The sequence below is a fragment of the Pseudomonas sp. NUPR-001 genome (genome assembly GCF_052147955.1).
In the GTDB taxonomy this organism is placed as follows: domain Bacteria; phylum Pseudomonadota; class Gammaproteobacteria; order Pseudomonadales; family Pseudomonadaceae; genus Aquipseudomonas.
Window position 1 is genome coordinate 5,719,852 of record NZ_CP197353.1, and the last position, 12,472, is coordinate 5,732,323.

The following is a 12,472-nucleotide window of genomic DNA, read 5'->3' on the forward strand; positions in this document are numbered from 1 at the left end:
AGAACGATCATGGGTCGCTTGTTGAGTTTTCTACTGGCTGGCTGCCTGAGCATGACGGCGGTTGCCGCCGATGCCATCAAGGGCGAGCGCCAGGAAGTTTTTGGTGATACCACGGTGCACTACAGCACCTTTATCTCGACCTTCCTGCAGCCGGACATCGCCAAGGCGGCGGAGCTGGTGCGCAGCAAGAACCAGGGCGTGATCAACGTCTCGGTGATCAAGGCCGGCACACCGGTGGTCACCCAGGTCAGCGGCAGCGTCAAAGATCTCACCAGCAATTCGATCCCGCTGAAATTCAAGCAGATCACCGAACAAGGCGCGATCTACTACATCGCCCAGTTCCCTGTTGAGCAACAGGAAACCCGTACCTTCACTATCGACGTTGGCATTGGTGGTAAAACCGAGACCATCAGTTTCAACCAAGAGCTTTTCCCAGGCGAATGATGACTTTCAAGCAAATCGTATTGGCCAGCCACAACGCCGGCAAACTCAAAGAACTGCAGGCGATGCTCGGTGATACCGTGCAACTGCGCTCGATTGGCGAGTTCAGCAGCATCGAGCCCGAAGAAACCGGCCTGTCGTTCGTCGAGAACGCCATCCTCAAGGCACGCAATGCCGCGCGCATTTCCGGCATGCCGGCCCTGGCGGATGATTCGGGCCTGGCCGTGGACTTCCTTGGCGGCGCTCCGGGCATCTACTCGGCACGCTATGCCGACGGCAAAGGCGATGCGGCCAACAACGCCAAGCTGCTGGATGTCCTCAAGGATGTGCCACAGGAGCAGCGCGGCGCTCAGTTCGTCTGTGTGCTGGCACTGGTACGCCACGCTGACGATCCACTGCCGATCCTGTGCGAAGGCCTGTGGCATGGCCGCATCCTGACCGAAGCCAGCGGCGAGCATGGTTTTGGCTACGACCCGCTGTTCTGGGTACCTGAACGCAACTGCTCCAGCGCCGAACTCAGCCCCGGCGACAAGAACCAGATCAGCCACCGTGCCCGTGCCATGAGCCTGTTGCGTCAACGTCTGGGCCTGGCATGACCGATCGTTCGCCGGCACAGCCACTGCACCTGGGCGAGGCTGGCTTTACTTCCCAAGCACCGCGGGCGGCCTTGCCACAGCTGCCGCCCCTGGCGCTGTACATCCATATCCCCTGGTGCGTGCGTAAATGCCCGTACTGTGACTTCAACTCCCACGCCGCCACCCCGGAGCTTCCGGAACAGGCCTACGTCGATGCCTTGCTGGCTGATCTCGACCAGGAACTGGGCGCCGTGTATGGCCGCCCGATCAGCTCGATCTTCTTTGGCGGTGGCACCCCCAGCCTGTTCAGCGCCAATGCCTTGGGCCGCTTGTTGGCAGGTGTGGAGCAACGCATCCCGTTTGCCGCTGATATTGAAATCACCCTGGAAGCCAACCCCGGGACCTTTGAGCAGGAGAAGTTCAAGGCCTACCGACAACTGGGGATCAATCGCCTGTCGATCGGTATCCAGAGCTTCCAGCAGGCCAAGCTTGAAGCGTTGGGCCGGATTCACAATGGTGACGAAGCCATTCGCGCCGCCGATATGGCGCGCAATGCCGGGTTCGATAACTTCAACCTCGACCTGATGCACGGCCTGCCCGATCAGTCGCTGGAAGATGCCCTGGGCGACTTGCGCCAGGCGATCGCGCTCAACCCCACGCACCTGTCCTGGTACCAGCTGACGCTGGAGCCCAACACGGTGTTCTGGAACCAGCCGCCGCTGCTGCCTGAAGACGACATCCTCTGGGATATTCAGGAAGCTGGCCAAGCCTTGCTGGCCAGACACGGCTACAGCCAGTACGAAGTGTCGGCCTATGCCCAGCCGGGGCGTGCCGCGCGACACAACCTCAACTACTGGAGCTTTGGCGATTTCATCGGCATCGGCGCGGGCGCCCACGGCAAACTCAGCCACCCCGACGGCCGTATCCTGCGGACCTGGAAGACCCGCCTGCCCAAGGACTACCTGAACCCGGCCAAAGCCTTCAAGGCCGGCGAGAAGCTGCTGCCGGTGGATGAGCTGCCGTTTGAGTTCCTGATGAACGCCTTGCGCCTGACTCAGGGCGTGGACGCCGAACTGTTCAGCCAACGCACCGGACTGCCGCTGGAACAGCTGGCTGCGGCCCGCCGTGAAGCCGAACAAAAGGGCCTTTTGCAGGTCGAAACGTCGCGGCTGGTCGCTACCCCACGGGGCCAGTTGTTCCTCAACGACTTGCTGCAGTATTTCTTGACCTAAGGATTTCGAATGGACTTGGTACTCGACCTGCTTTCGACCGTTTCGCGCTGGAGTCGCAGTAATCTGTCGGAGATCTCACTGGCGCTTGTGGGCTGCTTGCTGGTGCTGTTTGGCACCGACATCAAAGGCTGGGTCGAACAACGCCTGGGCGGCCTGGCAGGCGCCTTGCGCGTCCCGTTCATGGCCTTGCTGGTGATGATCGGCAGTGGTGCGGCGCTGATCTATGCCACGCCGTGGGTGGTGAAAGGCCTGGCGCAGTTCAACAACTATGCGTTGGCGCCGGTATTGCTGGTTGTGCTGGTGTTGATCGGCGTGGTTGCTGATCGGCGCTGAATAAACATCGCGGGGCAAGCCCGCTCCCACAGCACCTGTAGGAGCGGGCTTGCCCCGCGATCGATTTACGCCAGCTTCTCGAACTTCAAATCCCACACCCCATGCCCAAGTCGCTCGCCACGGCGTTCGAACTTGGTGATCGGGCGTTCAGCCGGACGCTCTACGCACTTGCCATCGGCCGCCAGGTTGCGATAACCCGGGGCGACATTCATCACTTCCAGCATGTATTCAGCATAGGGCTCCCAGTCGGTGGCCATATGGAACACACCGCCCACCTTGAGCTTGCTGCGCACCAGAGCGGCGAACTCAGGCTGAACAATGCGGCGCTTGTGATGACGGCTCTTGTGCCAAGGATCAGGGAAGAACAGCATCAGGCGATCAAGGCTGTTGTCTGCCACGCACTTGTTCAGCACTTCAATGGCATCGCAGTCATACACCCGCAGGTTCTTCAGGCCCTGGGTCAGCACACCGTTAAGCAGCGCGCCAACACCCGGACGGTGTACTTCTACACCGATGAAGTCCTGCTCTGGCGCGGCAGCAGCCATTTCCAACAGGGAATGGCCCATGCCGAAACCGATTTCCAGGGTGCGCGGCGCCGAACGGCCAAACACCTGGTCGTAGTCTACCGGGCTATCGGCCAACGGCAGGATGAACAACGGCCCACCCTGCTCCAGGCCACGCTGCTGGCCTTCGGTCATGCGCCCGGCGCGCATCACGAAACTCTTGATGCGGCGGTGTTGGCGCTCTTCGCCTTCGGTGGAGATCGGCGTTTCTTGCGATTCAGTCATCAGGGGCTCTTACTTGATCAGACCATCCAGCGGCGACGAGGCGCTGGCATAGAGTTTTTTCGGCATGCGCCCGGCGAGGTACGCCAGACGACCGGCAACGATAGCGTGCTTCATGGCTTCAGCCATCATGATCGGCTGCTGGGCATTGGCAATCGCCGAGTTCATCAGCACGGCCTCGCAGCCCATTTCCATGGCGATGGTCGCATCCGAAGCGGTACCGACACCGGCATCAACCAGCACAGGCACTTTCGATTCTTCGAGGATGATCTGCAGGTTGTACGGGTTGCAGATGCCAAGACCAGTACCAATCAGGCCAGCCAGTGGCATGACCGCGATGCAACCGGCTTCCGCCAGCTGGCGGGCGATGATCGGGTCATCGCTGGTGTAGACCATCACGTCGAAACCGTCCTTGACCAGCACTTCGGCGGCCTTGAGGGTTTCGATCACGTTAGGGAACAGGGTTTTCTGGTCGGCCAACACTTCCAGCTTGACCAGATTGTGACCATCGAGCAGTTCACGGGCCAGGCGGCAGGTGCGCACGGCTTCGACCGCGTCGTAGCAGCCCGCAGTGTTTGGCAAAATGGTGTAGCGATCCGGCGGCAGCACATCGAGCAGGTTCGGCTCGCCCGGGTTCTGGCCAATGTTGGTGCGACGCACAGCAACGGTGACGATCTCGGCACCCGAGGCTTCGATGGCCAGGCGGGTTTCTTCAAGGTCACGGTATTTGCCGGTGCCGACCAGCAGGCGCGACTGGAAGGTACGGCCGGCCAGAGTGAAGGGCTTGTCGGTGCGAAGGTTGCTCATCGGAAATCCTCTGAAAGGTTGAGGGACTTGCAAGGTGATCCTGGGGCCCTAGCCGCCGCCGATGGCATGCACGACTTCGACCTGGTCGCCGTCACGCAACGCCGTGGCGGCGTGCTGGCTACGTGGCACGATATCCAGGTTGAGCTCTACCGCGACACGGCGCCCGACAAGGTCCAGGCGGGTCAGCAGGGCCTCGACGCTTTCGCCATCGGGCAACTCGAAGGGTTCACCGTTCAATTGAATGCGCATGCGCACGGCCACCATTGTTTTTAGGGGCCCGCATTCTAGCCCTGATCAGGTGCTGCGACCAAGGCCAAGCATTGCCATTCGTCTCGATTTGGACCGCCGAGTCAAGCCAGGCGCCAGGCAGCGAGCCCCAGGCACAGCCAGCCAGCGAGGAAGGCCATGCCGCCAATCGGGGTGATCATGCCCAGTTTGCCGATACCGCTGAGGGTCAACAGGTACAGGCTACCGGAGAACAACACAATCCCTAGGGCAAACAGACCACCGGCCCAGGCAACCAGGCGACCGGGCAATTGCGTGGCCAGCACGGCAACGCCGAGCAGCGCCAGGGCGTGCACCAGCTGGTAGGTGACCCCGGTGTGGAAGACTGCCAGGTATTCGCTGCTCAGGCGGCCTTTCAAGCCATGTGCGGCAAAGGCGCCCAGGGCTACACCGGTAAAGCCGAAAAAGGCAGCGAGCATGAGAAAACTACGCAACATGAGGCGACTCCTAGTCATCACAGGGTCTGTATAATGGCCCGCTCATTCGGTTCGGCCAAGCCATCTCTATGTTGTCGTCCATTATCCGCCGTCTTACCCGCGCCCTGCTCTGGTTCGCTGCTGGCAGCGCATTGTTGGTGCTGGTACTGCGCTGGGTTCCGCCACCGGGCACGGCGCTGATGGTCGAGCGCAAGGTCGAATCCTGGTTCAATGGCCAGCCCATTGACCTGCAGCGCGACTGGGAGCCCTGGGAGCGCATTTCCGACGAGCTCAAAGTGGCGGTCATTGCCGGCGAAGACCAGAAATTCGCCAACCATTGGGGCTTCGACTTTATCGCCATCCAAGCTGCACTGGCGCACAACGAGCGCGGTGGCAGCATTCGCGGCGCCAGCACCCTGAGCCAACAAGTGGCCAAGAATCAGTTTCTCTGGTCGGGGCGCAGTTGGTTGCGCAAAGGCCTGGAGGCCTGGTTTACCGCCCTGATCGAACTGCTCTGGTCCAAGGAGCGGATACTGGAGGTGTACCTCAATAGCGCCGAATGGGGTGAAGGTGTGTTTGGTGCCCAGGCTGCGGCGCAACATCACTTTGGCGTCGACGCCAGCCGCTTGAGCCGCCAGCAGGCCAGCCTACTGGCCGCCGTGCTACCCAGCCCGCTCAGATGGAGCGCTAGCCGCCCCAGCAGCTACGTGGCACGGCGTGCGGGCTGGATTCGCCAACAGATGCGCCAATTGGGTGGCAGCGACTACCTCGCGCAATTGGACAGCCCACGCAAGGCACCCTGGAACCAATAAAAACCCGGCAAAGCGCACACTTTGCCGGGTTTTCATTGTTTGCCGATTACGGGGTAAACGCCTTAGAACGCGCCCATGTAATCACGCTTGCCCACTTCCACACCATTGTGACGCAGGATTGCGTACGTGGTGGTGACATGGAAGAAGAACTGCGGCAGGCCGTAGGTCAGCAAGTAGGCCTGACCAGTGAAGCGCTTCTCTTTCGGCGTACCCGGACGGGTCACGATTTCAATACCTTCCTTGCCATCGATCTGCGCTGGCGCAACGCTGTCCAGGAACGCTAGTACCTTGCTGATCAATGCTTGCAGCTCAGCAAAGGTGGTTTCGCTGTCGTCGTATTTTGGCAGCTCGACCTCAGCCAGACGTGCCGATACACCCTTGGCGAAATCAACCGCGATCTGCACCTGGCGAACCAGTGGAAACATGTCCGGATAAAGGCGTGCCTGCAGAAAGACGCTCGGATCAATGTTTTTAGCCGTAGCGTGAGCTTCAGCCTTGTTCAAAACCTCACTCAAGGCGTTGAGCATTTGCTTGAAAACAGGAACAGAAGCGGCATACAAGGAAATGGTCATAACAGTCTCGACATGGGTGGCGGAAAAAGTGACGGGGCCAACGTGGCGCGATTATAGACCGGCGCTGTCGCCTGAATGGCCCAGCACCATAAAAAAAGGTTCTTCACGGATTGTCGATTTGGTACGAATTTGAGCGCGGAAGCTCAAAATTACGAAAGATTTTGCGGATGAAATTACGAACTTCATCTCCCGTAGTTTCGACGGAGCTGAAATTTTCAGTTACCGAGCAAAATTGACCAACATCCGCACTGAAAGACAAGCTCTCGGCGTCTACATGAAGTGGCCCAAGGACTTGACATGAACAAGGAAAAACCGAAAAAGCCTTTCGACGATCAATGGGGGCAGAAGCTTCCGAACGGTGGAGCCTCTTGGGCCGCGTTTAATCCTCCCCGCGATCCAGAGCCGGTGGCCTACATTGCAAAAGATGAATGGCCAGCAACAAAGCCGCGTAGCGACCGCGTATTTGCCAAATCCTGCGCACCGGGAAACTGGTGCAGCACCAAGCCGGGTACCGACACCGTACCCGCCTCAGACTTTGGCAAAGTCATGCTGGCTGCTCCCATGCTTGTGCCCTCGTCAATCGAAGCGATTGGACTGACGGCAGGCTTCGACGCAGTGCTGGGACGCATAGCCGGTAGCGGCATCCTGCAAAAGGGGTTCAGATGGGCCCTGCGAGGCAGCCCTGCCGGCGTATTCATCGCTGGAATGCTCCCAGCCGAGATGGGCGATGGGACGCTCTACAATGATGACGATCTGCGTCAGATGAGCCATGCACCTACCCGCGTCCGCTTTCAGTTCCGCCGTGATAGTGAAGGTGTAATGCAGGTCTATGGTATTCATACCGGACCGACCGGTGACGATTCTGTTCGCACGGTGCAGGTCAAATGGAATGCCAACAAAACGGTGCTCGAAGCGGATCTGAACGGCATCACCATTTTATGGACCCCCAGAGGACCGCTAGCCATCCCGTCCATGTCCCACCCCGAGCAGCGCAGTGGCGATCCCATCATCCTTGTTCATCCGATACAGGAAAACAAAGACTCGGCGATTGAGGTTTATCCAACTGGCGAGGACGTTGAAACCCACGACTGTATATTGGTGTTCCCGGCAAACACCGGTCTTAGCTCGCTGTATCTGGTATTCACACGACCTATTGGCGGTGACCACAGCTATCATCCTCCCCCCAAAGGGCTCACGGCTTTTCCTGATGCCAAGATTGCCCCGCGTAAAACGCCAATAAAAGGCGGGGGCGGTCTGCGCAAAAGGTGGAAAACCAGCGACGGCATCATTTACGAGTGGGATAGCCAGCATGGCACCGTTGAAAAATACAACAAACGGGGAAAGCACCTTGGGGAGTTCAACCCAAATACTGGCGAGCAAACGAAAGATACGGACAATGCGCGCGAGGTGGAACCTTGAAATACATCATTGAAGCATTCGATAAAGAGACCGAACAACTAGCTTATGAAATCACTCTGCCTGACGGATGCGATACACAGCTAGCGGAAATCATGGGGTGGATAGCGCCCCAGCGAGGGGATGAAGGATACAACCTGACCAGCGAACAGGTGGCGGCGATTGAAGTGCTCGCCAACAGAACCATTCACGAACACGACCATATCCTGCAGCTCACCTGCAACATCGATTAATTGTCTGACCGAGGGGGGGCGTGCCGAACGGGAGGCAGCCGTAACTCTTGATGATGCCGTAACGGGATAAGCACACATTTGCAGTGCACAACCCAGTCCTGCCCCATCTACCCACGAAAATCCGTGAACCTAAAAAAAGCCCCGACACGTCGGGGCTTTTTGTTTGTGGCGTATCGCGACTTAGATTGCGATCAAGGCTTTCACCTTGTTCATCGCATTCTTTTCCAACTGACGGATCCGCTCGGCAGACACGCTGTATTTCTCAGCCAGGTCATGCAGGGTGGCCTTTTCCTCGGCCAGCCAGCGCTGGTAAAGAATGTCACGGCTGCGATCGTCCAGGCCCTGCAGCGCTTCGTGCAAGTTGCTGGTGGAGTTGTCGCTCCAGTCGGCATCTTCCAGTTGCAGCGCCGGGTCGTAGCGGTGGTCTTCCAGGTAATTGGCCGGCGACTGGAAAGCGCTGTCGTCATCGGCTTCGGACGCTGGATCGAACGCCATGTCCTGACCGGTCAGGCGACTTTCCATCTCCCGCACTTCACGCGGCTCGACACCCAGGCTTTCGGCGACACGATGCACTTCATCGTTGTTCAGCCAGGCCAGACGTTTCTTCTGGCTGCGCAGGTTGAAGAACAGCTTGCGCTGGGCCTTGGTGGTGGCGACTTTGACAATGCGCCAGTTACGCAGGATGAACTCGTGAATCTCGGCCTTGATCCAGTGCACGGCAAAGGACACCAGACGCACACCCATTTCCGGGTTGAAACGTTTGACCGCTTTCATCAGGCCAACATTGCCTTCCTGAATCAGGTCAGCCTGGGCCAGCCCGTAGCCGGAATAGCTGCGAGCGATATGTACGACAAAACGCAGGTGGGCGAGCACCATCTGCCGAGCTGCCTCAAGATTCTGCTCGTAGTAGAGACTCTCGGCCAGTTCACGCTCCTGCTCCGGCGTCAGCAGTGGAATGCTGTTTACCGTGTGCACATAGGCTTCCAGGTTTGCACCGGGAACCAAGGCATAGGCAGGTTGCAACGAAGTGGTCATACGAAAAAACCTCCGACTCACTAAACTCGTGCCCGTGGGCACTGCCAACATTGACCGGGAACCGCGAAACAAGTTCCCTGAAACATGAAAATAGTCAATAGCAGCAAAAAGACACTATCGCGGTGCGAGCTCGCTCAAATGACGGGCGACCGCAATCCAAGCACCGATATACCCTAACAGTACCGCTCCAAGCAAGAGCGACAGACCATCGGCAGGTGGTACCCCGGCCAAGGCGAAATTACTGCCATACAGCCCGGAAAGCCCGATAACCGCGTCATTCAGCCAGTTCAGGCCAAATGCCAGTACGCCCCAGGCCAACACCCCAGCACCCAGACCATACAAGGCGCCCATGTACAGGAAAGGCCGACGCACATAGCTGTCGGTGCCGCCTACCAGCTTGATGACTTCGATCTCGGTACGGCGGTTCTCGATGTGCAGGCGAATTGTGTTACCAATTACCAAAAGCAGCGCCGAAACCAGCAAGACCGTCAGTCCGAAAACAAATCGGTCGCCCAGCTTGAGAATCGCCGCCAGGCGCTCGACCCATACCAGGTCCAGTTGCGCCACATCCACCTTGGGCAACTCGGCAAGACGCTGACGCAAGGCCTCCAGGGCCGGCTTGTCGACTTCCGCCGGGGTCACGATGACCACGCCGGGCAACGGGTTTTCCGGCAGTTCGCGCAGGGCATCGCCCAACCCGGACTGCTGTTGGAACTCTTCCAGCGCCTGCTCGCGGCTGACGTACTCCGCTTCCGCTACGCCCGGCAAGCCTTTGATCTGCTCGCGCAATGCCTCGCCATCACGGCTATTGGCATCGAGCTTGAGGTACAGGGAGATCTGCGCCGCACGCTGCCATGAACCACCCAGGCGCTCGACATTGCTCAGCAACAGCGAAAGCCCCATCGGCAGGCTCAGTGCCACCGCCATGACCAGGCAGGTGAAAAAGCTGCCGATCGGCTGCTTGGCGAGGCGCCGCAAGCTGTCGAGCAAACTGGAGCGGTGGCTTTCCAGCCAGGCATGGAACAGGGTGCGGAAATCCGGACCATCGTCGTCATGGCTGCTGCGTTTGTTTTTTTCAGGTGCCGGATCGGCGGCCTTGGGGGCTACCCGCTCGGAAACCTTGGGACTGCGTGTTGCACTCATTGCCCGGCCTCCCCGTCGCCGATCAAGCGGCCGCGCTGCAGGGTCAGCATGCGATGGCGCATGCGCGCGATCAGTGCCAGGTCGTGACTGGCGATCAGTACGCTGGTGCCCAGGCGGTTGATGTCTTCAAATACCCCCATGATCTCCGCCGCCAGGCGTGGATCGAGGTTACCGGTGGGTTCGTCCGCCAGCAGCAGGGCCGGGCGGTGAACGATGGCGCGGGCAATACCGACGCGCTGTTGCTGGCCGGTAGAGAGGTCGCCGGGAAACAGTTCGGCCTTGTCTGACAGCGCCACGCGCTCAAGCGCCGAATCGACGCGCTTGGCCACTTCAGCCTTGGACAAGCCAAGGATCTGCAGGGGCAACGCGACGTTGTTGAATACGGTGCGATCAAACAGCAGCTGATGGTTCTGGAACACTACGCCGATTTGCCGACGCAGGAACGGAATCTGCGCATTGCTGATCTGCCCCAGGTCTTGCCCGGCCAGCAGCAGCTTGCCACTGGTCGGCCGTTCCATTGCCAGCAGCAAGCGCAGCAAGGTGCTCTTGCCTGCGCCCGAATGACCGGTAACGAACAGAAATTCGCCCCGACGCACCCGAAAACTCAACTCATGCAGGCCTACGTGGCCATTGGGGTAGCGCTTGGCGACCTGTTCGAATCGAATCATGGATGCTCCCGCTCGGCAAACAGTGCTTTCACGAAGGGTTCGGCTTCGAAGGTGCGCAGATCGTCGATACCCTCGCCCACGCCAATATAGCGGATCGGCAGGCCGAACTGCTTGGCCAGGGCGAAGATCACCCCACCCTTGGCCGTGCCATCGAGCTTGGTCAGGGCCAGGCCGGTCAGCTCAACGCTCTGGTTGAAGTGCTTGGCCTGGTTGATGGCGTTCTGCCCAGTACCGGCGTCCAGCACCAGCAGCACTTCGTGCGGCGCGTCGGCGTCGAGCTTGCCGATCACCCGGCGAACTTTCTTCAACTCTTCCATCAGGTTGTCTTTGGTGTGCAGACGACCGGCGGTATCGGCGATCAGTACATCGATGCCCCGTGCTTTGGCGGCCTGAACGGCGTCAAAGATCACCGAAGCGGAGTCGGCACCGGTGTGCTGGGCAATCACCGGAATCTGGTTGCGCTCACCCCAGACTTGCAGTTGCTCAACCGCTGCGGCGCGGAAGGTGTCACCGGCCGCCAGCATGACTTTCTTGCCTTCAAGCTGGAGCTTCTTCGCCAGTTTGCCGATGGTGGTGGTTTTACCGGCGCCGTTAACGCCAACCACAAGAATCACGAATGGCTTGTTCTGCGCTTGAATGCGCAATGGCTGCTCAACCGGCTTGAGCAGGTCGGCCAGCTCACCTTGCAGCGATTTGTACAGGGCATCACTGTCGGCCAGCTGCTTGCGCGCCACCTTCTGGGTCAGGCTCTGGACGATCACCGAAGTGGCCTCGACGCCTACGTCGGCCGTCAGCAGACGGGTTTCGATTTCATCAAGCAGGTCGTCGTCGATGGCCTTCTTGCCCAGGAACAGGCTGGCCATGCCCTCGCCGATGCTGGCACTGGTCTTCGACAAGCCTTGTTTGAGGCGGGCGAAGAAACCACCTTTGCTCTCTTCAACGGGCGCCTTGGCGACTGCTTCGACAGGTGCTGGCACGGCAGCAACCGGCTCAACAGCGGCTACAGGCGCTACAGGCGCTACAGGCGCTACAGGCGCTACAGGCGCTACAGGCTCGGGGGTAATGGTTGCAACTGCAACGGGTTCCGGCTCGACGGCAACGGGTGCTGGCTCAACAACTACCGGCGCAGGGACATGAACAGGCTCAGGGACAACCTGAACCTCCACTACCGGCGCCGGACGCTCCGGAATCGGTGGCGGCGTGTGTGGTGTCAGGTCGGCCACCAGCGCTACCGGCTCTTCAGGAACCGGCAACACCAGCCCGCCCGTCGGCGCTTGTGGCGCTTCGACCGGCGCAACCTGCACAGGCTCGGGCGCGGCAACCGGCGTCACAGCAGTTTCTACCGGGGCAATGGCCGCCGGCGCTGCTTCGCTCAGCGCTACGGGCTGCTCCGGCTCAACCGGTGCAGGGGTTTGTGGCTGCTCGGCAACAGGTTGCTGGGGCTTTTTGCGCAGCCAGCTGAACAGGCCTTTCTTTTCACCAGCCGCGGCCGGCGTCTTTTTGTCGTCGTTGGAACCAAACATGGAAGACGGCTATCTCAGGGTAGCGATACGCCACTGCGGCGCATCGAAAAATTCTTTTCACGCAGAACAGACTACTTTTATTCCGGCTTGTTCATGCGCAACATTTTGTCTTGGGGCCTGCGGGTCAGATCCACGACAGGCATGGTCGTCGAGCAACCGGATCAGTATCCTAGCACCTCCTAGCCCGCTGACGCTA

The 12,472-nt window shown here is 59.6% G+C and carries 15 protein-coding genes and 1 pseudogene; 7 read left to right on the forward strand and 9 right to left on the reverse strand.

All coding sequences use genetic code 11. The features are described from left to right. Positions 1–9: 9 nt before the first annotated feature. Genes ACP6KB_RS26240 through ACP6KB_RS26255 form a run of 4 tightly spaced genes read left to right on the forward strand, consistent with a single transcriptional unit; the run spans position 10 to position 2,581 of the window. Positions 10–444 carry a DUF4426 domain-containing protein gene (locus tag ACP6KB_RS26240; protein ID WP_442110550.1) on the forward strand — a complete coding sequence of 145 codons (435 nt, stop codon included), beginning with the start codon at positions 10–12 and terminating at the stop codon, positions 442–444. Further along, the gene (gene rdgB, locus ACP6KB_RS26245; protein ID WP_442110552.1) at positions 441–1,037 is read left to right on the forward strand and encodes an RdgB/HAM1 family non-canonical purine NTP pyrophosphatase; all 597 of its coding nucleotides are present in this window, start codon (positions 441–443) and stop codon (positions 1,035–1,037) included. The genes ACP6KB_RS26240 and rdgB overlap by 4 nt, the downstream gene beginning before the upstream one ends. After that, on the forward strand, positions 1,034–2,248 hold the full coding sequence (gene hemW / locus ACP6KB_RS26250) for a radical SAM family heme chaperone HemW (RefSeq protein ID WP_442110554.1): 1,215 nt from the start codon (positions 1,034–1,036) through the stop codon (positions 2,246–2,248). Before rdgB ends, hemW begins: the two co-directional genes overlap by 4 nt. Positions 2,249–2,257: 9 nt before the next feature. Continuing rightward, positions 2,258–2,581 carry a DUF3392 family protein gene (locus tag ACP6KB_RS26255; protein ID WP_133214071.1) on the forward strand — a complete coding sequence of 108 codons (324 nt, stop codon included), beginning with the start codon at positions 2,258–2,260 and terminating at the stop codon, positions 2,579–2,581. Positions 2,582–2,646: 65 nt separating this feature from the next. Here the strand turns inward: ACP6KB_RS26255 and trmB are convergent, their stop codons facing one another. The 4 genes from trmB to ACP6KB_RS26275 all read right to left on the reverse strand — a co-directional run bounded on the left by trmB (position 2,647) and on the right by ACP6KB_RS26275 (position 4,895). Beyond that, entirely contained in the window at positions 2,647–3,369 is a 723-nt protein-coding gene (trmB, locus tag ACP6KB_RS26260) for a tRNA (guanosine(46)-N7)-methyltransferase TrmB (RefSeq protein ID WP_133214069.1), read from the reverse strand. Between the two features lie 9 nt (positions 3,370–3,378). Beyond that, positions 3,379–4,173: a thiazole synthase gene (locus ACP6KB_RS26265; protein ID WP_133214067.1), complete on the reverse strand. Its 795-nt coding sequence runs from the start codon at positions 4,171–4,173 to the stop codon at positions 3,379–3,381. A 48-nt stretch (positions 4,174–4,221) separates the two neighbouring features. Beyond that, positions 4,222–4,422: a sulfur carrier protein ThiS gene (thiS, locus tag ACP6KB_RS26270; protein ID WP_028943904.1), complete on the reverse strand. Its 201-nt coding sequence runs from the start codon at positions 4,420–4,422 to the stop codon at positions 4,222–4,224. Positions 4,423–4,523: 101 nt separating this feature from the next. Next, on the reverse strand, positions 4,524–4,895 hold the full coding sequence (locus ACP6KB_RS26275; RefSeq protein WP_442110557.1) for a DUF423 domain-containing protein: 372 nt from the start codon (positions 4,893–4,895) through the stop codon (positions 4,524–4,526). Positions 4,896–4,928: 33 nt separating this feature from the next. Here ACP6KB_RS26275 and mtgA point away from each other — a divergent pair. After that, a pseudogene (gene mtgA, locus ACP6KB_RS26280) lies at positions 4,929–5,686 on the forward strand (monofunctional biosynthetic peptidoglycan transglycosylase). Positions 5,687–5,748: 62 nt separating this feature from the next. Here the strand turns inward: mtgA and ACP6KB_RS26285 are convergent. After that, positions 5,749–6,258, reverse strand: a complete 510-nt coding sequence (locus tag ACP6KB_RS26285; protein WP_442110559.1) for a DUF1993 domain-containing protein — start codon at positions 6,256–6,258, stop codon at positions 5,749–5,751. Positions 6,259–6,555: 297 nt separating this feature from the next. Here ACP6KB_RS26285 and ACP6KB_RS26290 point away from each other — a divergent pair, with 297 nt between their 5' ends. Further along, the gene (locus tag ACP6KB_RS26290; RefSeq protein ID WP_442110560.1) at positions 6,556–7,677 is read left to right on the forward strand and encodes a colicin E3/pyocin S6 family cytotoxin; all 1,122 of its coding nucleotides are present in this window, start codon (positions 6,556–6,558) and stop codon (positions 7,675–7,677) included. Beyond that, entirely contained in the window at positions 7,674–7,907 is a 234-nt protein-coding gene (locus ACP6KB_RS26295; RefSeq protein ID WP_442110562.1) for a DUF7683 domain-containing protein, read from the forward strand. The genes ACP6KB_RS26290 and ACP6KB_RS26295 overlap by 4 nt, the downstream gene beginning before the upstream one ends. A gap of 180 nt (positions 7,908–8,087) precedes the next feature. On the opposite strand, the gene rpoH is transcribed toward ACP6KB_RS26295, so the two are convergent. From rpoH to ftsY, 4 genes are all read right to left on the reverse strand, one after another. Beyond that, on the reverse strand, positions 8,088–8,942 hold the full coding sequence (gene rpoH / locus ACP6KB_RS26300; RefSeq protein WP_038615587.1) for an RNA polymerase sigma factor RpoH: 855 nt from the start codon (positions 8,940–8,942) through the stop codon (positions 8,088–8,090). Between the two features lie 114 nt (positions 8,943–9,056). Further along, positions 9,057–10,085: a permease-like cell division protein FtsX gene (gene ftsX / locus ACP6KB_RS26305; RefSeq protein WP_442110564.1), complete on the reverse strand. Its 1,029-nt coding sequence runs from the start codon at positions 10,083–10,085 to the stop codon at positions 9,057–9,059. Next, entirely contained in the window at positions 10,082–10,753 is a 672-nt protein-coding gene (gene ftsE, locus ACP6KB_RS26310; protein ID WP_038615591.1) for a cell division ATP-binding protein FtsE, read from the reverse strand. The genes ftsX and ftsE overlap by 4 nt, the downstream gene beginning before the upstream one ends. After that, complete coding sequence (ftsY, locus tag ACP6KB_RS26315) at positions 10,750–12,276, reverse strand: signal recognition particle-docking protein FtsY (RefSeq protein WP_442110566.1); 1,527 nt, start codon at positions 12,274–12,276, stop codon at positions 10,750–10,752. The genes ftsE and ftsY overlap by 4 nt, the downstream gene beginning before the upstream one ends. Between the last annotated feature and the right edge of the window lie 196 nt (positions 12,277–12,472).